Annotated in this window: 21 protein-coding genes; 12 read left to right on the top strand and 9 right to left on the bottom strand. The window is 66.8% G+C overall.

Translation table 11 applies throughout. The features are described from left to right. Positions 1–450: 450 nt before the first annotated feature. Both AB0L53_RS34285 and AB0L53_RS34280 read left to right on the top strand, forming a co-directional pair. Positions 451–1,467: a helix-turn-helix domain-containing protein gene (locus AB0L53_RS34285; protein ID WP_364002893.1), complete on the top strand. Its 1,017-nt coding sequence runs from the start codon at positions 451–453 to the stop codon at positions 1,465–1,467. A gap of 9 nt (positions 1,468–1,476) precedes the next feature. Further along, positions 1,477–1,944: a hypothetical protein gene (locus tag AB0L53_RS34280; RefSeq protein WP_364002890.1), complete on the top strand. Its 468-nt coding sequence runs from the start codon at positions 1,477–1,479 to the stop codon at positions 1,942–1,944. A 138-nt stretch (positions 1,945–2,082) separates the two neighbouring features. On the opposite strand, the gene AB0L53_RS34275 is transcribed toward AB0L53_RS34280, so the two are convergent. The 3 genes from AB0L53_RS34275 to AB0L53_RS34265 all read right to left on the bottom strand — a co-directional run bounded on the left by AB0L53_RS34275 (position 2,083) and on the right by AB0L53_RS34265 (position 4,832). After that, a complete protein-coding gene (locus AB0L53_RS34275) occupies positions 2,083–2,475 on the bottom strand; it encodes a hypothetical protein (protein ID WP_364002887.1) in 393 nt (130 codons plus the stop codon). A gap of 303 nt (positions 2,476–2,778) precedes the next feature. After that, the gene (locus AB0L53_RS34270) at positions 2,779–3,387 is read right to left on the bottom strand and encodes a MerR family transcriptional regulator (RefSeq protein WP_364002884.1); all 609 of its coding nucleotides are present in this window, start codon (positions 3,385–3,387) and stop codon (positions 2,779–2,781) included. A gap of 776 nt (positions 3,388–4,163) precedes the next feature. Continuing rightward, positions 4,164–4,832, bottom strand: coding sequence for a hypothetical protein (locus tag AB0L53_RS34265; protein ID WP_364002881.1), 669 nt, complete (start codon positions 4,830–4,832; stop codon positions 4,164–4,166). 95 nt (positions 4,833–4,927) lie between these two features. Between AB0L53_RS34265 and AB0L53_RS34260 the strand changes: the two genes are divergently transcribed. Next, positions 4,928–5,179: a GntR family transcriptional regulator gene (locus AB0L53_RS34260; protein ID WP_364002878.1), complete on the top strand. Its 252-nt coding sequence runs from the start codon at positions 4,928–4,930 to the stop codon at positions 5,177–5,179. A 199-nt stretch (positions 5,180–5,378) separates the two neighbouring features. Here the strand turns inward: AB0L53_RS34260 and AB0L53_RS34255 are convergent, their stop codons facing one another. Further along, positions 5,379–5,873 (bottom strand): hypothetical protein, encoded by a 495-nt coding sequence (locus AB0L53_RS34255; RefSeq protein ID WP_364002875.1) that lies wholly within the window; start codon positions 5,871–5,873, stop codon positions 5,379–5,381. A gap of 190 nt (positions 5,874–6,063) precedes the next feature. Here AB0L53_RS34255 and AB0L53_RS34250 point away from each other — a divergent pair, with 190 nt between their 5' ends. The 6 genes from AB0L53_RS34250 (at position 6,064) to AB0L53_RS34225 (ending at position 9,448) form a co-directional block, all read left to right on the top strand. Beyond that, positions 6,064–7,119: a site-specific integrase gene (locus AB0L53_RS34250; protein ID WP_364002872.1), complete on the top strand. Its 1,056-nt coding sequence runs from the start codon at positions 6,064–6,066 to the stop codon at positions 7,117–7,119. A gap of 105 nt (positions 7,120–7,224) precedes the next feature. Further along, entirely contained in the window at positions 7,225–7,719 is a 495-nt protein-coding gene (locus AB0L53_RS34245) for a hypothetical protein (protein ID WP_364002869.1), read from the top strand. Between the two features lie 220 nt (positions 7,720–7,939). Further along, positions 7,940–8,215 carry a helix-turn-helix transcriptional regulator gene (locus AB0L53_RS34240; protein WP_364002866.1) on the top strand — a complete coding sequence of 92 codons (276 nt, stop codon included), beginning with the start codon at positions 7,940–7,942 and terminating at the stop codon, positions 8,213–8,215. A 24-nt stretch (positions 8,216–8,239) separates the two neighbouring features. Next, positions 8,240–8,587, top strand: a complete 348-nt coding sequence (locus AB0L53_RS34235) for a hypothetical protein (protein ID WP_364002863.1) — start codon at positions 8,240–8,242, stop codon at positions 8,585–8,587. Between the two features lie 187 nt (positions 8,588–8,774). Further along, positions 8,775–9,161: a hypothetical protein gene (locus AB0L53_RS34230; RefSeq protein ID WP_364002860.1), complete on the top strand. Its 387-nt coding sequence runs from the start codon at positions 8,775–8,777 to the stop codon at positions 9,159–9,161. After that, complete coding sequence (locus AB0L53_RS34225; protein ID WP_364002857.1) at positions 9,158–9,448, top strand: hypothetical protein; 291 nt, start codon at positions 9,158–9,160, stop codon at positions 9,446–9,448. Before AB0L53_RS34230 ends, AB0L53_RS34225 begins: the two co-directional genes overlap by 4 nt. A gap of 86 nt (positions 9,449–9,534) precedes the next feature. Here the strand turns inward: AB0L53_RS34225 and AB0L53_RS34220 are convergent, their stop codons facing one another. The 4 genes from AB0L53_RS34220 to AB0L53_RS34205 form a co-directional block, all read right to left on the bottom strand. Further along, positions 9,535–12,576, bottom strand: a complete 3,042-nt coding sequence (locus tag AB0L53_RS34220; RefSeq protein ID WP_364002854.1) for an N-6 DNA methylase — start codon at positions 12,574–12,576, stop codon at positions 9,535–9,537. A gap of 770 nt (positions 12,577–13,346) precedes the next feature. Continuing rightward, on the bottom strand, positions 13,347–15,533 hold the full coding sequence (locus tag AB0L53_RS34215) for a hypothetical protein (protein ID WP_364002851.1): 2,187 nt from the start codon (positions 15,531–15,533) through the stop codon (positions 13,347–13,349). Further along, a complete protein-coding gene (locus AB0L53_RS34210; protein ID WP_364002848.1) occupies positions 15,530–16,483 on the bottom strand; it encodes a hypothetical protein in 954 nt (317 codons plus the stop codon). The genes AB0L53_RS34215 and AB0L53_RS34210 overlap by 4 nt, the downstream gene beginning before the upstream one ends. 114 nt (positions 16,484–16,597) lie before the next feature. Then, positions 16,598–17,575: a hypothetical protein gene (locus AB0L53_RS34205; RefSeq protein WP_364002845.1), complete on the bottom strand. Its 978-nt coding sequence runs from the start codon at positions 17,573–17,575 to the stop codon at positions 16,598–16,600. 196 nt (positions 17,576–17,771) lie between these two features. On the opposite strand from AB0L53_RS34205, the gene AB0L53_RS34200 reads away from it, so the two are divergent. Both AB0L53_RS34200 and nrfD read left to right on the top strand, forming a co-directional pair. Beyond that, positions 17,772–18,647 carry a 4Fe-4S dicluster domain-containing protein gene (locus AB0L53_RS34200; RefSeq protein WP_364002842.1) on the top strand — a complete coding sequence of 292 codons (876 nt, stop codon included), beginning with the start codon at positions 17,772–17,774 and terminating at the stop codon, positions 18,645–18,647. Then, positions 18,644–19,579: an NrfD/PsrC family molybdoenzyme membrane anchor subunit gene (gene nrfD / locus AB0L53_RS34195; RefSeq protein WP_364002839.1), complete on the top strand. Its 936-nt coding sequence runs from the start codon at positions 18,644–18,646 to the stop codon at positions 19,577–19,579. The genes AB0L53_RS34200 and nrfD overlap by 4 nt, the downstream gene beginning before the upstream one ends. Here the strand turns inward: nrfD and AB0L53_RS34190 are convergent. Beyond that, positions 19,568–19,951 (bottom strand): MerR family transcriptional regulator, encoded by a 384-nt coding sequence (locus AB0L53_RS34190; RefSeq protein WP_364002836.1) that lies wholly within the window; start codon positions 19,949–19,951, stop codon positions 19,568–19,570. The genes nrfD and AB0L53_RS34190 overlap by 12 nt on opposite strands. A gap of 59 nt (positions 19,952–20,010) precedes the next feature. On the opposite strand from AB0L53_RS34190, the gene AB0L53_RS34185 reads away from it, so the two are divergent. Continuing rightward, positions 20,011–20,160 carry an SDR family NAD(P)-dependent oxidoreductase gene (locus tag AB0L53_RS34185; RefSeq protein ID WP_364002833.1) on the top strand — a complete coding sequence of 50 codons (150 nt, stop codon included), beginning with the start codon at positions 20,011–20,013 and terminating at the stop codon, positions 20,158–20,160. The last annotated feature ends 33 nt before the right edge of the window (positions 20,161–20,193 follow it).

Below are 20,193 nucleotides of genomic sequence, written 5' to 3'. Positions count from 1 at the left end.
AAGGACGGGGCCGGTGGTTCCGGGTATCCCGCTCATAAATCGGCCGGAGGCCGTGCCATTGGCCGTGGGTATCCATCCCCCGATTTCCAGCTCTCCCACATCCCCGGCCTACGGCCTACGGCATCGGGTGTGTACCTCCCCGTCGAGCGCGGAGCGCGCGACGCCTTCTAGGTGCTTCTCCCTCTAACCCTTCTCCTTCTACGCGGCACTGTGTGAGCTAACCCAGCGGTGCTCTCTGAGCCATCCCAGCGGTGCTGTGTGAGCTATGTGGCACTGACCTGGGGTTTCTCGGCGGACAAACTTTCAGTCCTGGTGAGTTGGGATTTGTTGTGGGGGTCCTACAAATGCCCCAACTCGAAAGCCCTTTCAAGACCTTGGAGCCGGTCAACGTCTCCGGTGGCATTAACTCCGGTAATTCGATGCCTGCTACCGTGATCATGAGCGCGAAAAGTGTTCCCGCTGGAAATAAAAAAGGCCCGCAAGCTCTGGCAAGCTCCGGGCCGTGAGACGAAGGAATCGGCTTCATCTATGGATAGGGTAGCAGGTCAGAGCCCCGAAGCGTACTTCGGAATGCTCCCTGAAACGTTCATCTGGTCGGACTGGATTTCACATAATGGCATTCGAGTCCTGGCAGTTCTCTACGGTCGTTGGACTGGCAAATTCTGGCCGGTCCTGACGAATGACGAGCTGTCCGAGCTGACCACCCTGAGCGCTGCGACGATCAAGCGCGAGGTGTCGGCCCTCAAGAAGCTCGGCCTGATCAAGGTCACCAGGACCAAGGACGGGAACCGGTACGAGCTGATCAAGGTTGAATTCGCTGGCGACACCTACCGTGGCCGGATCAACCCGCGTCGGGACGGCTGGTCGAAGGTGTTCCTCTCCATGACGGCCAGCTCGATTTCGTCCGGCGCTCTCCGGCTCTGGCTGATGCTCGACCGGATCGGCGGGAATAACCCGTGGGCCTGGTCCTCTCAGAGCGCTCTGGCCAAGTACATGGGCGTGAAGGAGCGCCAGATCCGGGTCTACCTCGACGAGTTGAAGGAGGCCGGTCTCCTGGAGTCGCGTCGACCGGATCCCCTCGGGAAGAACGAGTACCGCCTGATCCGCACGCCGGTCATGGTCAAGGTCGCCGAGGAGACCGAGGCCGAGCAGGAGCAGGAGCAGCAAAAGGCTACGCGACGAGTTGCCCGTACCTGGCTGGGCGCCGTGCTGGACGACGCCGAGGCGTGGGTCAACGACAAGACCAACGCGGGCCTCTTCTGGGAGGTCTGGCACGCCCTGAACGATGCAATCCAGCTCACGGGCGAGGAGGCCACGGCCGAGATCGTGGACGAGACGCTGAAGACCTACGGCACCGACTATCCGGCCGATTTCATCGTCAAGATCCTGGACGAATGGCTGACCGATCTCGGCTTCGAGTACGCGGAGCCGGAGCAGGATGACGACGAGACGACTGCAGGGACATAGGAGCCAGATATGACCCGCGACATGCCAGCCTTCCCGGCCGCGCCGTACTCGGCGGTGACGTTCCCCGACGACGGCTACCTGATCGTGCCCATGAGCCTCGTGGAGGGCTACGTACCGCCCGCCGCCGTCTGCCTCTACCTGCTGCTGGCCAGGCTCGCCGAGGGGCGCCGGGAGGTAGAGGTCTCCACAGCGCAGCTTGAGCGGCACACCGGCTGGACCGGCGCCGAAATCGGGGAGTACGCGGAGGCCCTGGCCGATGACGGCTGGGTGACGATCAGTAAGGGCCGCATGCCCGGCTCGTATGCCTATCGGCTCCTGCGCATGCCGGACGTGGCCAGGATCAGGGAGTGGGCCGAGGACCTCAACGAGCCGAGCCGACCGCCGACCGCTCCCGGCCCCAGCGCACGACCCGCTGGCGCGCAGCACAACGCGGCGTTCTGGCTCGGGCGGGTGGCCGACCCGCAACCCCCGCAATAATCGGAGGAGCGACGAATCCCCGATGCCGGCTCCCCGCGTTGTACGACGTGACCAGCTCCGGCGTCGGTACCGGTGGAGTCATTGGCGCTAGGCAGGATCCCGCTCCCCCATGATGCCGGCTCGGCGATCACGCCTAGTTCATTTGTCGCCCACGGCCTCGCACGGTCGGGCCAGGCGGAGGGTCAGATTATGCAGTAGGCCGTAGTCGCTGAGGTTGAGCATGTCGATGAGCGGGGCCAGGCCCATGACCCGGGTGGACAGCTCTCTGTCGGGGAGCACGCCGTACCAGTCAGCCGCGATCATCGCGTTCACCTGTTCTGGGGTGGTGGCGAACAGCTTGGCAATGCCGATGACTGCTTCGGGGTCGGGTGGGCCAACGCGTCCGGCACCGGGTCCGTTCCATGCGCCGTACTCGACCATGTTCCGCCACCAACTGTGGGAGCGGACGCGGTCACATCCGACGGACATGGCGATGTAGTCCATGCGGTCGGCGATGGCTCGGGCCGTATCACGAAATGGCGTTCTGCTCATGACTCCTTGTCTACAGGATGTGACAGATCCGCACTCTAGGAATGTCAAAAGAATATGAGCGATTCGTCTTCTCAAGATGCGTGACCAAGAGCTGTACGGGGCGGCCGACAGTCGGATCCGCGTCGGATTTTCTGAGCTATTCCGCCGGCCTCACGCCGAAAATCGGCGAGGGTCCAGGCCCATCTCCTCCTCCACCCCCTACAGCGACACCGTCACGTCATGTGCCGCCTGGTGCCCACCGTGGCCGTCGACACCATGCCGCCAGCTCCGGGCCGGGGCCGAGCGCCAGCGACTTCCCATAGATCAGGCGTCGGAGCCAGGCGAGTCCTCGGCGAACAGGGCTCCTACTCGCTCGGGAAATCGGGTGGCCCGAAGGCGCCGGGCATGCGGCTTATGTACACCCTCCTCTTCAGCGATGCGGGTGATGGCCAGGATCAGGGCGCGCGCATAGAGACGGCGTGTACCGCGTGCATCGTGGCTGACGGTGCGGTCCTGGTTGGGAGGCAGGATGCCGTCCTCCTCCCACTGGCGGATGGTGTCAGGCTTGCGGCCCAGAGCTGCAGCTAGCGCCCCGATCGGGAAGAGGTCGAAGTCCCTGCCGCGCTCCGAGACGCAGGGCCTGTAGCCTCGCAGCGGATCCGCTGGAGGCTTCTGACCAGGCGGAACGGCGCCCGCGGAGTTGTCGTCAGTGTGCTCTTGCCGCTGAAAATCCGGCTGGCTGAGGGGGGCACGACTGTTACGCAGGGCAAAGCGGGTGACATCGCTCTGGCGCGCCCGGAGATAGCCCCCACCAATGTCGAAAAGATCGAGGCCCTGATCCCGGGCGAAGCCGAGGACCCAGTCGCTGTCGACGTCCAGGTGGTCAGCGATCTTTTTGACGCCCCACAGGGGATCTCCTTCAGACGGAAACACGTCCGCCACCTTGCCGCGCCAGTCAGAGACGGACGCCGCCTTTTATCAACAGCACAACCAACTGCACCGGACTCCCGGCCTTCTGCAGCCGACCAACTAGGCCAGGACCCCGCCACCTGGTTTCTCAGGCCTTCGGCGCAGATGAGCACCAGCGGGCCCGGCACAGTGGCCTCGTCCGGCCCGAATCGCCTGGTTCATGAGACGCGGTGGAACGTGAACTCGCTGCCCTTTTTGTCTGCGGGGATCAACTGGTACTCCGTCTCGCCGCAGGCATCGCATGGAGCCGGATCCCAGCCAACCAGGGCGGTGAGGGCCCCACATTCGGAGCATCGAACGGCTGGGGTGACGCATCGGCTACAAGTGCCGCCCGTTATGGGGGAGCCGTCACCTTCCACATCAGGCCACTCTGTTAGGTCGACTGAGCCGTAGTCGCAGTTGTCGGCTGGGCAGCTGTGCCACGGTGGTTCGTCTAGTTCCTCGTCCATGACTCATGGCTATCAGGCCTGAGCGGGTCGTGAAAGCCGGTTTCAAAATCGTCCCCCGTCGGCAACCCTGCGGCCGACGGGCTCGGCCGGGAAGTCGACGGCACCGCGTACGTCACCCGTACGTGAACCGGATGACTACAGCCTCGTGTGCGGTGTGGTCCCCGCCCTGGGAAATCGGCCCTCCGGGGCAGAGGCGGGGACCAACACCTACCCCGGTAGTGACGTACCGAGGATTCTGGCCCGGCTTCCGTCGGCGGTGAGTGGTGAGCTGCAGCAACGGAAGCCGGGGGATCATGGCACGGATCTCAGTCCGCGTAGCTCCACTACCTGAGACGTGGCGAGCGCATGGCGGTGGTATTGGGAGGCGTCCCAGGCCACGAACACGTTGTGCGCGGTCGGCATCAACGTGCCAGGCAGTAAGCCGGGCCGGTACATGTCGGCGAGTACTCCAGCGGGCTCGACTCCGACCGCCGTGACGAGGCCGAAGCTCTTGCCCAGCATGGGGCACTCCTCCATGGCTCTGGGGATGCAACTCCAGCACGTTGGCGGCGCGTTGGTACGTCCGCTCTCCGCGCCGGTGCGCTCGAACACGGTCGCCGTCAGCAGCCACGGGATGAGCCCCGTCTCAGAGTCGGTGGCGGGTTCACCGCACACCTGGCACAGCCGTTTGTCCATGCACCGCCATTGGCGGCGCACGTTGAGCTTGCGCATGCGTTCAAGGCCGCGCTCGTTGGGCTTGCCCCGGAGGTCGCGCACACGGGCGCGGAGTATGCCCGGATCCCACGACCGAGGTGACGGGCTCTTGACCCAGTCGCCAGGCCTGGACGAGGGCAGATAGCTCAGGCGCTGTCGGCCCGCGTACGGGACAAATCCGATCGGGTCTGACACCAGCTCGTTGGCGTACGCGATCACGAACGGGATGACCGTGTAACCAGCCGTGCGCTGACTGTGCGGAGCCATAGGCCCGACTGTACGGACTACTTGTTCATCCTGTACAGCCTCGGCAATCCGGACCGGCCGCAATGACCTGGGCAGACGTCCTTAACGTGTTATGCGTGACAGTTGACCAGCTCGACCCCACGCCGCTCTGGGAGCAGCTCGCCGCGATTGTGCGCGAGCGAATCAAGGCCGGTGACTACCAGCCGCGCCAGCCGTTGCCGAGCGAGGCTCAGCTACAGCAGGAACACGGCGTAGCGCGTGGCACGGTGCGGCGTGCGATGCGCGCTCTCGGCGAAGAGGGCTGGACCGTGACCGTGCAGGGGCGCGGCACGTTCGTAGCGCCTGAGGAGTCTTGGCCGACGACGTAGGCGTACGTCATCCCCGTACGTGAAACCGGTGACGTACGGCGCCCCCGGCCGCCGTCGGCGACTCACCTGTCCTGTCTCGTTCAACATGAGGCGTGCGCGCACTCCGACCTGAGATGCCTCAAGTTCGATGAGACAAGTCGAGACGGCACCGTCTCACTGATCATGAGGCAAATGCCTGTTTCGTTCGCCGACAAGCCGATCACCAGCCGACATATTCGCTGAACCACTGTTGCGCGTCCTTCACGCTGCCGACCCACCTCCATTGGCAACCGCCGGAGAAAACGTGGGCCGCGATGACGTCCTTCGCACTGCCGTCATTGAAGGTGAGGTACTTGGGGCCGCGTGGCTCCGGACCGGAACTGCGAGCCGTCAGCTTCAGCCCGTGCTTCATTGCCGCCTCCGTTGCCTCGCGTGTCAGCTCCGGCTTCATGCGGCAGCGGCCGGGCGGGGTGGTCATGGTCATGTACACGCCGGGTCGCAACTGGTTGGGCAAGTATCGGCCGTCGGTGACGGCGGGACCTTCGGCGCGCGCGGCAAGGTTTCGGGGAAGCCGGGGGAAAAGGTCATGCCACGTCGGTAGGACCACCTGCGCGGGGCCGAGGCCGATGAGTAGCGACGCCAGCACGCCGCCTGCGGCGGCGGATCTGAGCGATTTGGGCATCCCTGCGTGTGTCATCCGCACTTTAGCGATCATGCCTCAGGTTTGTCAGACGCATCTCCAGATACCTCAAATCGCTGGGGCTGCCTCACCTCCAACGAGACGGGACATCACCGGCCGGGAGATCGTCCAGTCGACACCTGATCGTGACTCAACATGATCAATATCCCTCTGGCTCCTGATAATGTTTCTTCTCAGGAGTTAGAAGCAAGCCAGAGGAGACCCCATGACCGAGCTCGTCCCCGTCGCCCCGGCCGCTCTCGCCGTGCCCGTTCACTCGGCCGCCGATATCGCGCTGAGCGACGATGCACGGGCGGCCATCCTGGCGGGTATCCCGGAGTCGACCCGCCGCGCGTACGCCTCGGACTGGAGCGCGTTCACCGCATGGTGCGCCGACCGTGGCCGCGTGGCGCTCCCGTCAACCACAGAGACCGTGACCGAGTACGTCACGCATCTCACGCTGACTCCCTCGGCGCGCACCGGCCGTCCGCTTTCGCCGTCGAGCATTGAGCGCGCGTTGGCCGCGATCCGGACGGCGCACAACTCGGCGAACGTCCAGCCCCCGCAGACCAAGGCATGCCGCAAGGTTCTGTCTGGCTACCGGGAGCGCCTGGCCCTGAGCAAGGATCCGGCCGCCCGGCCGCGTAAGGCTGACCCGGCCGTGCCTGACGCTCTGCGCGCGATGCTGGCCACGCTGGACCGCTCGACCCTGGCAGGCAAGCGTGACGCCGTCCTGCTGCTGCTCGGCTACGCCTGCGCCGCCCGTGTCTCGGAGCTCGTCGCGCTCGACGTGGCCGACGTTCGGGAGACTCCTGACGGCCTGCTGGTCAACGTCTACCGGCGCAAGATCAAGACGTTCACGGAAACGGCCATCCCGTACGGCCGCGTTCCGGCCACGTGCCCCGTGCGCGCCGTCAAGGACCTGCTCACCGCGATGGCCGAGGAGGGCCGTACGTCTGACCCGCTCCTGGTCAGGATTGACAGGCACGGCCGCGTGGCGCCGCCCATGATGCGCAAGGGCCAGCCGATCGGAGACCCGTCCGGCCGCATGACCTCGGACGCTGCTGCCGACGTGGTGACCAGGATCGCGGAGGCTGCTGGGCTGGAAGGTCGCTGGACCGGTCACAGCCTGCGGCGTGGCTTCGCCACCGCTGCCCGGCGCTCCGGTGCGGCCCTGGAGAGGATCGGCCGCCATGGTGGCTGGGCCGACGGCTCCAAGGCCCTGCTCGGCTACCTGGAGGAGGGCGACCGCTGGACCGATAACCCGGTCACCGGCCTGTAGCTTGGCCTCGTCGACCACCTGGAGCGTCTGAGGGGCACAGCCGGTGGTGGCTCTAAACGCGATAGCACGCCGCGCACACTGGGCACACAGGCTACCGTCGCAAGTGTGACGTTATTGGTCCTGGCGTCCGAGCCTGACATCCTCGCTCGCGGCCTAGCCGTCGCAGCTCTGCTGGTGTCCGCCATCGGCGTGCTGATCGCGTGGCGGACCTACGAGGTTGCACAGCAGACCTTCAACCGTGCAGCCCCGCGCCTCACCATGTCCGCCGAATTCAACGGGTACGCCTGCGACGTGACGATCCGTAACCACGGCGCAGCTTTAACACGGGTCACGTCGATCGATTGTTGGGCCTACCCCGCAGCCGGCGACGCGTGGTCGACATGTGTGAGGGAGATGACAGGAAGGTCGGAACCGGTACTCCCGCATCCCCTGGACGGCTTTCAGCAAGTCGAGTGGACTGTCAGCCGGTGGGCGCTCGACCGAGAGGCTATGCAGCGGACTGGTGCCAACTTCGTGGGACACCTGTCGCTGTCGGCTCGTGCGAGTAACGGGGACCAGCTCTATCAGGGTGTCGCGATCCCCTCTCCGACTGACGGCTGACGGGTTGTGTTTCGGGAAGCTGTACGGGCCCGGTGCGTCAGTCGACCGCCGATGAGGACCGACCCCCGGCACCCTTAAGCCGGCCTCTCCCAAGGTCCCCCGCCTGGTCTTCCGCGTGCGTGGCGGCATTACACGCGTGACAGTGGCCTTTTTCGAGAATGGCGCCGAGGGCGATTTTCGGCGCTAATACTTCATGCCATGAATGCTCTATCGTTGAACTATGCGACGCGTGAAAGTCTCACCAGAGCGTTTCAAAGAAATTCGTGACGAGAAGGGCATCACCGCGTATGCCTTGGCTCGGCTCATCGACAGTTCGCCGTCGCACATGTGGCGGCTTACGTCCGGCAGGTATACGACCAGCTACCGATTTCTGGACCGCATGGTGCCGGTGCTCGGCCTGTCTGGCGTGGCTGACATCATCGCTGATGAGGGGCAGCGCGAGGCCTTCGTCTTGTGGCACATCGCCACCCACGAGGCTATCCGCAAGACCGCCTAAATAATTGCTGAAAGGAATTTTTGAATGACCAGTACTGACAATTTCTGGAGTGCCGAGAACATCGCCCGCCGGGCTGGACGGGCGCAGCAGGAGTTTGTAACCGAGCAGGCGGCCCAGCAGCAGGCGCAGCGCCAGGATTTCATGGCGGTCGTCGGCCGAACCCTGGTCGATATCGTCAACGGCTACACGGCGAACGTGCGACCGGCCGAAACGGCGGACGTAATGCGCGACTTCCAGCGGGTATTTCCGCAGGCGGGCCCCGCCGACTTCCGGCAGAGCGTCGACGCGCTCAAGCAGGAGGGCGTCCTGTACGAGTCCCTCGGCGCCGAGGGGTTCATGGGGCAGCGATCGACTCGGCTGCACGTGCTGTGAGGAACGCCCAGAAAACGGCCTGCCCGGCTGGCCACCCGTACGACCGCGTGAACGCCCGAGGCTGGCGTTGGTGCTCGACATGTTCCAGCGCTCGTGGCCGTGAACGGTATTGGCGGTTCCAGGATGGACACCCTCGGATCGCCGTCCTGGGGCTTCGGGCTCAATACCAACCCACCAGGAGTAACTCGTGATCAACTGGGAAGCCGCTGGCCACCTGTCCCAGCAGCGCCTTGCACGTCAGCAGCGGTTCGCCGACGCTGTGGGAAGCGTTGCCAGCCACGACGATGAGGGGGAGGACGACTCCCACGACCTGCCCAGGGATGCCCTGGCGGGCCCTCGGCCGACGCTGGGCACTGCGCCGCCGGTGGCCACCCCTCGGCCGCCTGTGGGCCGAGTCCGCGCCTACTTCGCGGCCCAGGACATCCACCCGAGCGGGCCCACACCGCTGCCTGGACAGGCCTACGCTGCACCGCCGGTGGCCACGTTCCAGCATGGAGCCGTCGGCCACACTGCCCCGGCCGCCGTCAACGGTCGTGCCGCGCCGATCGGCGCTGTGACCGGGCCCATACGGTGACGAACCGGCCAGGCCTGGAACGGGTTGGGCTGCTGCTGACCCGCGCGGGTCACACCCTCGTCAGGCGCTCGTTCACAGTGCGGGCTCTCGAGGCCCTGGAACACGTCATCAACGGCGACGAGGACGCGGCTGACGCGATCGTGCGCTACCGATTGACCTTCGGCCAGGCCGAGGACCTCAAGCGGTTCATTGTCAACCTCGGCCGCCTCCTGGACGCCAGGATGCTGGACCAGATCCTCAAGGAATCGGAGCAGCTTCACGGGGAGCCGGGCAATCGTCCGACGTGACGCAGCCAGTTGACGGGCGCGACCACTCCAGCTTGCGCCCGTCCAACGCCGATCATGATTGGCCGACCAAGGCGTGTGGACTCGGTCTATTGGTCTAGGAGTCCAAGCACCAGCTCTTCCACCTCATCCGCCTCAGGGCCTGCGGCTAGCGCCTTCCGGACAGTACGACGAAGTGCTACAAAGTTGGCGCCCTCGTCGAGTTCTAGGCCAGCCACAAGGGCGGCCTGACGGTGCCCGAGTTCGGCAAGGCGCGAGTGGACCTGGTTCGATGATTCATAGAACGGAATTGGCAGCTTCCACACGTGTTTGTCGACGTGCCGCTCGTCCTTCCCGTACGACATGAGGGGCCGAACCAGCTGGGTGAGTGCGGGCGAGTTCAGGATGGCGCAGAGGAAGTAACCTTCTGCTCGGCTGGCAACAGCTCCCCAGTACAGAGCCTTGTCACATATGGTCGAGGGATCATCGACTAGTGCGGCGGAAACGTGCATCCCAGAGGCTCCGTAAACCACTCTCAACGGTGGTGTTGGAATCTGCGCGGTCAACTTGTTCCGGAAGTCGAGCTGCTCGATGAGGGTGAGGCGCTCGCTGGACCGGTGATCTTTCCAGATCTTCTCGGCCTTCCGCCACCAATCAGCAAGAGCCGGGTACATGTCGATCCGAGGGTTGTCCCCGTCGAGGATCTGGCCTCCAGTGAGCGGCAGCACTGCCCTTCTCGGCGGGAGTACCCGGAAGGGCAGGATGCTGTCCCCCAGCAGCACTGGCCAGACGAATTCGCTCTCCACGACTCGCTCAAACGCGGGCAGGTATTTCCACGGCTCCTTCTCGCTGCTGCTGCGCTCCGAGATCACAGCCGCATGGCCTGCCGGGAGTCCAAGCGGTCCAGAGGACTGCTCGGTCACCATGAAGATGACGCGAGGCACGAGCGTGGCTCCTTGGAGGAATCGCGGCTCGTACGGGGACTCCAGGAGGTCGTTGGTGTATCGGGCAAGAGTGGCTGGCTGCAGGGTCAGGGCCGAAGCCACGGTGTCCCACGTGTCGCTGCCCTTGGGCAGCTTTCCGGTCCATCGGATGGTCGCCACTGGTAGGGGCGTTGCACCGGTGTCCGGCCCGGTTCGACGCCCGAACACCACGCAGCCACCGCGCGGGAAGAAGTGTGGACGCAGCCGGCGCAGGTCCCATGAGCCGGTGAATTCGACGGTGGTCACCTCGGCCGGATCCGCGTATCGGCCGGACCGGAAGCCCGCGTAGTAGCCACGGTCAAGTGCGGCATTCGGCAGCACGAAGGCGAATTTTCCGCCAGCGCCCAAGAACAGTTGCACAGCACGTGCCACGAACAGGCCGGACAGGTCCTGGTGAGTGGCAACTTCCCCGCCCTGCCATAGGCCCCGAGCCTGGCAGAACTCGCGGAACCGCTCCTGCATCGCCTTCGTCATCCGGCGGTAGGCCAACCAGGGCGGGTTCCCCACCATCACATCCACCCGGTTCTGCGGCCTGCTGAGCCACATCGGCCGGGCCAGGTTGCGAACGTAATAGCTCCAGATGTGATTCCTGCCGATGTCGTGGAGGTAGCACAGGTGCCGGAAGCTGTCCTTGATCGCGTCCTGGTACTCGGGCTCGATCGCCATCCGGTTGAAGAGCGCGGTCAGTGACGGAACCGTCCCTACGGCCCTCGGCGAGCCTGCCAGCGCCGCCAATTCCAAGATCAGGGTGTCAAAGCGGACGGCGTTGTCGAGTAGACCTTCCGGGAACGTCAACTCGTTGCCGAAGAGCTGGTCGCCAGTGGTCGAAATGACCAGGTGTCCGCCCGTGAACAGGTCGACGTTCTCCTGCCGCCACTGCACGCTATCGCCCAAGTAGACGGGGACGTGTATACCGCGACGGTTGCCAGTTAATCGCTCAGGCCCGATGGCGAGCACGTAGGTAACCCTGGCGAGGGCGACGGCGACGGGGTGGAGGTCGAGTCCGTACACATGGCCTGTCAGGCCTTCGAGCGCGTCTGCGAGCGGTATGCCCTGTTGCTCCGCAGCGGTCAGGTAACGCCGGACGGCGTGGAACAAGAACGTTCCAGACCCGCACGAGGGGTCCAGAACTCGTTGGCTGAGCGGGTCGGTGACCGTATCGGAGACGATGCGCTCGGCGAGCCAGTCGGGGGTGTAGTACTCGCCGAGGCTGACCCTGGTTTCCGTCCCGATGATCGACTCGTACAGGACCTTGAGCACGTCGTGGTTCACCTGCCGCCAGTCGAATCGGGCGAGCCGGCGGGCAAGGCTGCGGACGAACGCGTCGCCGCCTGGAATTTCCAACACCCAGTCGAAGAAGTCCTGATCCACGACACCCGAGATGCGGGCGCGTTTGAAGTGCTCTCCGCTCAGCAGACTGGCAGGCTGGAGGCCGAGGACATCAAAGCCCAGCACTAGGTGCGCGATGATCTCGGCGCTGTTGACCAGGAGCGTGTGTTCAAGGAACAGCTCGGTGTCGTCGGTGAACTGTGTCCCCAAAGCGCTCCGAAGGAGCTGCGACCAGAGCTGTCGCTTGAGCTGAACGGTCGGGAGCTGTCCGTGCTCCTCATACAGGAGGTGCAAGCTCGCGAAGTCCAACATGTGGGAAGGGCTGTCGGCGCCAAGGCGGTCCCGAATTTCGGACGGCGTCGGCGGCACATTTTGCCGCGTCGCGAGAACGCCCTCCAGCCAGGCAAGCAGAGCGCCCAGATCCGGGCGTCCCGACTTCAGGACGTGTCGTGTCACTTCCTTCATGACACCGTTGTGGAGCTGGTAGGCGCGCCACTCCGCGCCGTCGGTCAGGATTCCGACGTACTGCTGCCCGGTCTCCTGGATGCGCATGGCGACGTAGTCGCCGAGCTGGACCTCGGCAGCTTGAACCACAGCAGCACTCGCCAGGCTCCTTTTGACCTCTATGACCGTATATCCGACCTCAATGTCAATTCTGCGCCGTTCGCCCACTTGTGCTTCGAGGTGGACTTCGAGATCGTGCGCAGCGAGGTCCAGACCGCCGGTCAGGAGAATTTGTCGCACATCGGACTGAATGGTCGCTTCGCTGCGTACTCGGGTGCGGTCAGCAAGACGACGCAGCAGGTCCTGGAGGTCTTCGCGCTCAACGTCAACGGACACCCACGAGAGCTATCACGTAACGGTAAAACTGACCATACGTTCCAGGGTCCCGAAATGATCTCGCTGCCCAGCTGTTACAGGAGTGGCAGTAGCAGGTGTGCCGCACGTTCAGGGCCCCTAGTTACTAGCTGACCTGGACGGCTCTCGGTCGTTTTGTGGAAGTCGACGGCTCAGTAGTTGGGATAGGCGGTTACAGAACGCGGAATGACCCACCAACTCGCGACCCCCTAGCGGGCGGACAATTACCCCGCCGACCTGCGGGATTTCCTCTAGCAGGAGCCCGCGGCGGCCAGGGTCCTAGTTACTGCGTCGACTTCGTCCGGCCTACTCGCCGCCCTCGGGCGCCCTTCTCGACGACGAAAGTTCCGTGGCGGGCAGGGTGGCGACGGGGTCACGGTCTCGTAGCTCCTCGATCCGCCGGCGGGGCTCGCCGTGCTTCTTGGAGAGGGCCTGTTTGCTGGGTGGGCAGGCACCTGGCCGCTGCGCCTCACTCCTCACGGTGGCCAGGTCCACCTCCGCCTAGGCGGCTCCGCAGCGTGATCGTCAGCCCTGGTCTACACGGCGTGGAGGAGAGGGGCGCCCGACCTGTTTGTCCAGGTGGGTCGCGTCTGGACCCCTCTCCGCCCGCGTGCCTCGTAATTGGCCGAGAATGGCCGTTCTTGCTGGTCACGGTGTGCACCGCAGGTGTACACGGAGGTCTGCACCAGGCCTACATCGGTAGACCAAGTGCAGACCCTCGTGCAGACCGTCAACGATCACGCTGCGTACGCCTACGCCGTGGCGTCCAGCTCCCGGCCAGCAGCCACCAGGAGCGCGGCGCGAGGCCGTACAACGCCCGTCGACCGGCGCCGCGACGGGATCCCCGCAGCGTCGAGCAGCGCGGCCGTGCGCATCTCGGTCGTCTTGCCCTGCTGCCAGCCCATCCGCGCGGCAGCCATGGCGGCCAGCTCGGCGGCGGGCACCCACTCCGTGCCCCACGCCTGGACATCAGCGGCGATGGCCTCCAGCAGCGTCAGGGCCTCGTCAGGAACCGGCTCAGGCTCGACCGGCGCCAGCGTGACCACAGGAGCCATGTCCGCGCCGTCGTCGTCAGTGCGCACGTACACGCCCGCCGCGTCCAGGCCTGCGGCCGTCAGCGTCTCGGCGTCGAGCAGCGGGCACCGGCCGAGGGCGGCGTACTGCTCGGCGCGGGCCTGCGCCACGGCGCCCGCCATGTACCCCACCTTCATCGGCAGGGCCATGTCTTCCCCGGCACCGGCCACGTAGAACGTCCCGGCGTCGTTCGGGGAGTCGGCCGACGTGGCGGGCTGGTACCGGCCGGGGTCCCAGCCGCGCGCCCGAGCACCGGCGCCGAACAGGAGGTCAGCCTGCCAGTCCTGCAGACCGGGACCGGCCGCGCGGAACGCCACCTGGCCCGCGATGGAGTCGCCGAGGGTGTCCTTCTTGGCGTCCTGGCTGGCGAAGATGAGGAACACGGCCGCCTTCCGGCCGATCCGCAGCAGGGAGACAGCCGCGTCACGACCGGCCGGAGTCAGGCGCGGGTACTCGTCGACGATCACGGCCAGCGCGGGCCGCTCCGGCGTTGCCTGCCACGAGTCGCCCATGCCCAGCTTGCGCAGCTGCCGCGTGCGCGCCACGGCGATAGCCACGGCGTCCGTCAGGGCGTTCTCGCAGTCTTGCGGGTCCAGGGCCACCCTGCCCATAACGGCGGCCTGCGGCGCCTGGCCGACGCCCGAGGGGTCCAGGTCCCACAGATGAACGTCGGAGGCCACGCCGAGGCCGTCAACGATCGCCCGCAGCAGGATCGACTTACCGCCACCGGACGCAGCCAGGATGAGGCTGTGCTTGCTGGCGAACGGGGTACTGACCTGGGCGCCGTCGAGTCGCTGGCCCAGCCAGATCGGGTCCAGCACGGTCCTGCTCTGGCCCGCGTAGTCCGCCGCCGACGGCATGTCCGCCCACGGGTCCGACTCGATCACCCGCAGCGTGACCCTGGCCCGCCGGTCACGGTGCGGGGTGACCAGGACCCCGGCCTCGCGCACATCGAGCAGCGTCTCCAGATCGGCCGCCGCGCGGGTGATGTCCCCGGGCTGGCCCTTGCGCATCTGTACGACGACTTCCCAGCCCCACGGCGTAGCGGTGGCTGTCAGCGGCCGGACGTTGACCCGCTCGATAGCCAGCGCCCGGCGAACCGCCTCCATGGCGGCGTTGGGGTGCGAGCAGTCCGCGATCGGCATGGACGGCAGCAGCTCCCCATCCTCGCGCAGGCCGACGTCGGCGCCGTCCCGGACGACCCGCAGCGCGCGGCGCCGGTCATGCTCGCGCCGGATGCTCCCGCCGACGGCAGCGAGGCCAGCGAGCCCAGCGGCAGGCAGAGCGGCCGGGCTGGCCAGGTGGACAACGGCGGTGACCGCGTCGGCGAGCAGGCCGTTGAACCCGCCGAGGATGGTAGCCAGGAGCGGATTCGCCGGCTGACTCGCGTACACCCCCTCACCTGCGGTAACGCCCCAGGTCACGAGGGCCACGGGCACCTTGCCGACCTTCGCGCGGGTCGTCCACGGCCAGGCGGCCACCTTGGCCACGGCACCGGCCCGCACGGTGCGTGTCTGCTGGAGCTGCGCATAGACGGCCGCGTGCTTCTCGGCCACAGGTCCCCGGTGGGTGCCGCCGTCGCGCAGGTGGGCCAGCTTGAGCCAGTCCCAAGCACGCTCCCAGGTGTTCAGCGGCGTCCGCACGGCACCGTGACCGACGACGCTCACGGCGTACCGCAGGGCCCCCGCGTCGCCCGGCGCCAGCGGCCGACCAGCACCGGTCCGGCCGCTGGGCTGAAAGGCGCTGTGATCGCCTGAGAGCCCCACAGATGCCGGGGTGATCTTCCTGGGCCTACGGGCCGCCGAAACCGGCTCAGAAGGCTCGTCAGGGCCGCCCGTGGTGATCTCAACGGCATCGGCGCTCATCGGGTGCCTCCCTCGACGTCGGCGGAGCAGAACGTGTGCAGCGGGTCACGGCCGCAGCGGGGGCAGGTGGTGCCGTCGGCGATATCGGCGTCCAGCTTCCGGACCACGTCGGCGAACCGGCGCACGTGCTCGTAGTCGCCGAAATTCGGGTCGGAGGCGAAGTTGTGCGCGTACTCGACGAGGGCCACGGGCTCGTGATCGGCGAGGGCCTCGGAGATCCGCTTGAGCATCCGGGAGCGCAGCCAGGCCGGTGCCTTCCGGTAGTGGTCCGGCATCTGGCCGAGCACGTCACCAGCCAGCCGAGAAAGATCTTCCTGATTCGCCGAAGGCGTCTGCGCGGCGCCTCGCGCGGTACGGACCGTGCGCTCGCCTACGGCGAGAAGATGATCATTGGTCTTCTTGTTGTTCTTCTGGTTGTTGTTCTTCTTAAAGAGGGTGGGAATCCCGTCCTTGGTGTCGACCTGCGGCGATGCCTCGTTCGCGCTGGTGGCAGCCTCCGCCGGGCTACCCGTCACAGGTACGACCTGGGCGTTGACCTCGTTTCCGCTGGTCGGGACCTGCGACGTGACAGCCGTCGTAGGTGCGGGCTGGCCGTGCTCACCAAGGACGGGATTCCCGTCGTTGGTCGCGACCTGCGGGTTCACCCAGGGGTCCATCAGGATGTAGTCGGTGCCGCCGAGCTTGCCGCTGGCCGCGCGCTGGCGCTCACGGATGAGGTAGCCGTGCGTCTCCAGCTCCTTCAGGGCGCCGCGTACGGCGTCACGCCCGTCCGGTGCGGCAGCGATGAGGGCCTTCTCCGAGATCCGGAAGCCGACCCTGTGGGAGGCCAGCCAGGCGAGGACGCCGCGCGCCTTCCAGGTCAGCCGCTTGTCACGGACCCAGCTATTGCTGATCGTCGTGAAGTGATCGGTGGGCAGTTCGGCCCGGCGAATGCCGGTACGGTGGTTCAAGGATCTCTCCTGGTTGAAGCAGGGGTGGATCTCAGACCCCGGGCCGGTGTTAGCGCACCGACCGGGGTCGTACTGTCTCTGTGGTTTCGTCAGGCCCGCCTGCGGGCCGGGGGCTCAGCGTTCGTCGCGGAGGAACTTGGCCGTGTCACGGCTGCAGCCGAGCGCCTTCCGGATGGCCTCCGCCGACGGCTTCGCCGGGAGAGCGCCGTTCGCGATCAGGAGCGTCAGCTCAGTCCGGTGATCGGCCAGCGAGCGGCCACGCGGAGGGGTCTCCGAACCCCTATCCGACTGCTGGTCAGCGGGGGCGGAGAGCGACGGCCGCCGAGTCGCGGGAGGGGTGGAGCCGGAGGCCTCCGCGCCGGTGCTCCGGCCGTGGTCCAGCTCCGTGAACGCGGCGAGGATGATCGGCAGGGCGGTCACGATGGCCACGGCCACGACCGGGCCGAGGATGTGGAGGACCAGAGCCGACAGGGAGAAGTCGGCGGCCACGCCGGGCAGGTGACGCCAGGCGTTCATGCCCAAGGTGAGGCCGAGGAACAGGTACTCGATGCGCGTGAGCGTCTTGCTCGCGATGGGCTGGCCGTGGGTGGCCATGTAGGCGCGGGCGCCGACGACGACGAGCAGGGCCATGCTCATAAACGGCTCAACCAGCCATGCGAAGACCCACGACGGCGACCAGGCCGGAGCGCCCTCGGAGGCGAACACCTGGACACCGGCCGTCGACCAAGCCAGCGCGAGCGTCAGCGACACCATGGCCACGGTGACCAGGAGCTTACGCATGCGGGAGGCCTGCCAGGCGCGCATCATCGGGTCCTGGGCCAGCTCGTGCAGGCGCGCGGCCTCGTGGGCGGCCCGGCGACGCTTGCGTACCTTGGGCGAGTCGAGCAGGAGCGGCGAGTCGTCGTCCTGGAGGTCTGCCAGAAGGTGAGCCTCGGCGACCTCGGCCCGGAGCTGGCGCACGCGCTTGGTCTCGCCGGAAACGGCCACTGACGGGGCGGGCTGCTCGACCGGCGTATGGGCGGCCAGGAAGGACTCAGTCTCGCTGATGAGCGCGGAGACGTCCTCAGGCTCGGGGATGCTACTAATGGTCATGGGTCCTCTCCTGGTTGATGCAGGTGGGGGATCAAGGCCCTGAGCAGGTGTTCCAGCACCGGCTTGGGGCCGTTCGCGTTGTCAGGGAAATTTGTGGCCGAGTCCGTTACGACGGCCATTGGAAAGGTTTGTCCCGCTCCGACCCGGGCAAGCCGGTCAGAGACGCCTCAGCGTTCTCCCAGGTCAGGGCAGAAACATGGACACTCATCATTCGAGGCTTCCCGTGACGGACGTAGCACCACATAGGTACGGCTTCTTCACCGACACGAGCGTCTGCATCGGCTGCAAGGCGTGCCAGGTGGCGTGCAAGGAGTGGAACCAGCTGCCCGACGACGGCTTCGTGTTCGAGGCGAACTCCTACGACAACACCGGGGCGCTCGGGGCGAACACCTGGCGGCACGTGGCCTTCATCGAGCAGTCCCGCCCGGTGCCTCTGGAAGGCTCTAGTGATGACGGCGTCGAGCGGTGGCTGATGTCGTCGGACGTGTGCAAGCACTGCACGCACGCCGCCTGCCTGGACGTCTGCCCGACCGGCGCGCTGTTCCGTACCGAGTTCGGCACGGTGGTGATCCAGGAGGACATCTGCAACGGTTGCGGCTACTGCGTGTCCGCCTGCCCGTACGGGGTGATCGAGCGGCGTGAGGACGACGGGCGGGCGTGGAAGTGCACGATGTGCTACGACCGGCAACGCGGTGGCCTCGAACCGGCGTGCGCCAAGGCGTGCCCGACCGACTCGATCCAGTTCGGCCCGCTGGATGAGCTGCGGGAGCGGGCCGAGGAGCGGGTGGAGCGGCTGCACGCCGACGGGCAGGCCGAGGCCCGCCTGTACGGCGAGAGCCCGGACGACGGTGTGGGCGGCGCGGGGGCGTTCTTCCTGCTGCTGGACGAGCCCGAGGTGTACGGGCTGCCGCCGGATCCCGTGGTGACCACTCGTGACCTGCCGTCGATGTGGCGCTGGGCGGGGGCGGCGGCGCTGTCCGTGGCCGGGGCGGTGGTGGCGGCATTCGCGGGCGCGGGCGCCTCTGCGGGCGCGGGCGTATTCGCGGGTTCGCGGAAGGGGGCGCGGCGGTGACGCGGGAGCGGTCGACGGTGCCGAAGGGGGAGCGGTCGATGGTGCCGGAGGCGGAGTTCCGGTCCTACTACGGGCGGCCAGTGATCAAGGCCCCCGTCTGGCACGAACCCCATATGCCGACATATCTCTACGCGGGGGGTCTGTCGGGGGCTTCGTCGGTGATAGCGGTCATGGCCGGGTTCACCGGGCACGACCGGCTGGAGCGTACCGCCCGGGTCGCGGCGGCGATCGGCGCCGCCGCCGGCACCGGGTTCCTCATCGCCGAACTGGGCAGGCCCGATCGCTTCCTCAACATGTTCCGCGTGTTCAAGCCCACATCGCCGATGAGCATGGGCTCCTGGCTCCTGGCCGCACAGGGCGGGCTGTCGGCGGTCGCCGCCTCGACCGAGCTGACCGGGATCCTGCCCGCCGTGGGAGACGCGGCGGCCCTCGCCACGGGCCTGACCGGCCCGCTGACCGCCACCTACACCGCCGTCGTGGTCGCCGACACCGCTGTGCCCGCCTGGCACGAGGCCTACCGGGAATTGCCGTTCCTGTTCGCCGGGAGCGCGCTGGCCAGCGCCGGGGCGGTGGGCATGCTGGCGACCCCACGGGCGCAGGCGGGGCCGGCCCGCGTCGTGGCGATGATGGGGGCCGCCGTGGAGATTGTCGCCGGCGTGGTGATGGAACGGCGGCTCGGCCTGGTGGGCGAGCCGTACCGGCTGGGGAGGGCGGGGCGCCTGATGCTCTCGGCCCGCGTACTGACGGCCGGTGGCGGGCTGCTCGCGTCGATCGCCGGGCGCAGCCGTACCCTCACCGCCCTGTCCGGTCTCGCTCTTACGGCGGGTGCTCTGTGCACCCGGTTCGGCGTCCTGGAGGCGGGCAGGGCCTCGGCCGCCGACCCGAAGTACACGATCGTCCCCCAGCGGCAGCGCCAGGCGTCAGCCTCTTGAGGCCTCTTGCAGGGCCGCGTCAAGAATCGTGTCCAGTACCTTCTGCGAACTCTGGAGCTGAGCGATCATCTCGGCGATGTGGGCACGTTCGCGCCGCAAGTCCTCGATGAAGGCCGGGCAGCCGGAAGACACCATCAGCTCGCCATCGTCGTGCACGCAGTGCAGGACCCGGGCGATGACTGTGGTGGAAAGCCCGGCGGCGAGCAGGGTGCGGATATGGCGGACCGTTGGAATGTCCGCCTCGGTGTACTCGCGGTAGCCGTTCCCCAGGCGGACCGGCTTAAGGAGCCCCTGTTCCTCGTAGTAGCGCAACAGCCGCTTGTTCACCCCGGTCTCGTGGGCCAGGTCACCGATCCGCATCTTGACCTTCACATAGATGAGAAGCCTTAGCGTCCCAATTATTGCCGATCAAGAAGAGCGAGGAGATGTCCATGTCAGGCGCAGTGATCGTTGGTGCGGGTCCGGGGATCGGACAGGCGGTGGCTCGTCGGTTCGCCAGGGAGGGGCTGCCTATCACGTTGATCGCCCGGAGCGAGCAGACGCTGCGCGCCGCGGCCGTACGTAGGGCGCGGAAACGCTGACCCAGCCCGCGTCTTCCATGCGCTCCTCCTTCG

Origin of the sequence: Nonomuraea sp. NPDC052129, from assembly GCF_040680095.1 — a bacterium.
Taxonomy (GTDB): Bacteria; Actinomycetota; Actinomycetes; order Streptosporangiales; family Streptosporangiaceae; genus Nonomuraea.
This window is presented reverse-complemented; position numbering and strand designations above follow the sequence as displayed.

Bases quoted from the DNA above. Each gene is read 5' to 3' on its own strand.
- AB0L53_RS34255 (WP_364002875.1), bottom strand. From the start codon at position 5,873: ATGATCGCTAAAGTGCGGATGACACACGCAGGGATGCCCAAATCGCTC.
- AB0L53_RS34280 (WP_364002890.1), top strand. From the start codon at position 1,477: ATGACCCGCGACATGCCAGCCTTCCCGGCCGCGCCGTACTCGGCGGTG.
- AB0L53_RS34275 (WP_364002887.1), bottom strand. From the start codon at position 2,475: ATGAGCAGAACGCCATTTCGTGATACGGCCCGAGCCATCGCCGACCGC.
- AB0L53_RS34250 (WP_364002872.1), top strand. From the start codon at position 6,064: ATGACCGAGCTCGTCCCCGTCGCCCCGGCCGCTCTCGCCGTGCCCGTT.
- AB0L53_RS34240 (WP_364002866.1), top strand. From the start codon at position 7,940: ATGCGACGCGTGAAAGTCTCACCAGAGCGTTTCAAAGAAATTCGTGAC.
- AB0L53_RS34265 (WP_364002881.1), bottom strand. From the start codon at position 4,832: ATGGCTCCGCACAGTCAGCGCACGGCTGGTTACACGGTCATCCCGTTC.
- AB0L53_RS34205 (WP_364002845.1), bottom strand. From the start codon at position 17,575: ATGACCATTAGTAGCATCCCCGAGCCTGAGGACGTCTCCGCGCTCATC.
- AB0L53_RS34235 (WP_364002863.1), top strand. From the start codon at position 8,240: ATGACCAGTACTGACAATTTCTGGAGTGCCGAGAACATCGCCCGCCGG.
- AB0L53_RS34200 (WP_364002842.1), top strand. From the start codon at position 17,772: ATGGACACTCATCATTCGAGGCTTCCCGTGACGGACGTAGCACCACAT.
- AB0L53_RS34215 (WP_364002851.1), bottom strand. From the start codon at position 15,533: ATGAGCGCCGATGCCGTTGAGATCACCACGGGCGGCCCTGACGAGCCT.
- AB0L53_RS34185 (WP_364002833.1), top strand. From the start codon at position 20,011: ATGTCAGGCGCAGTGATCGTTGGTGCGGGTCCGGGGATCGGACAGGCG.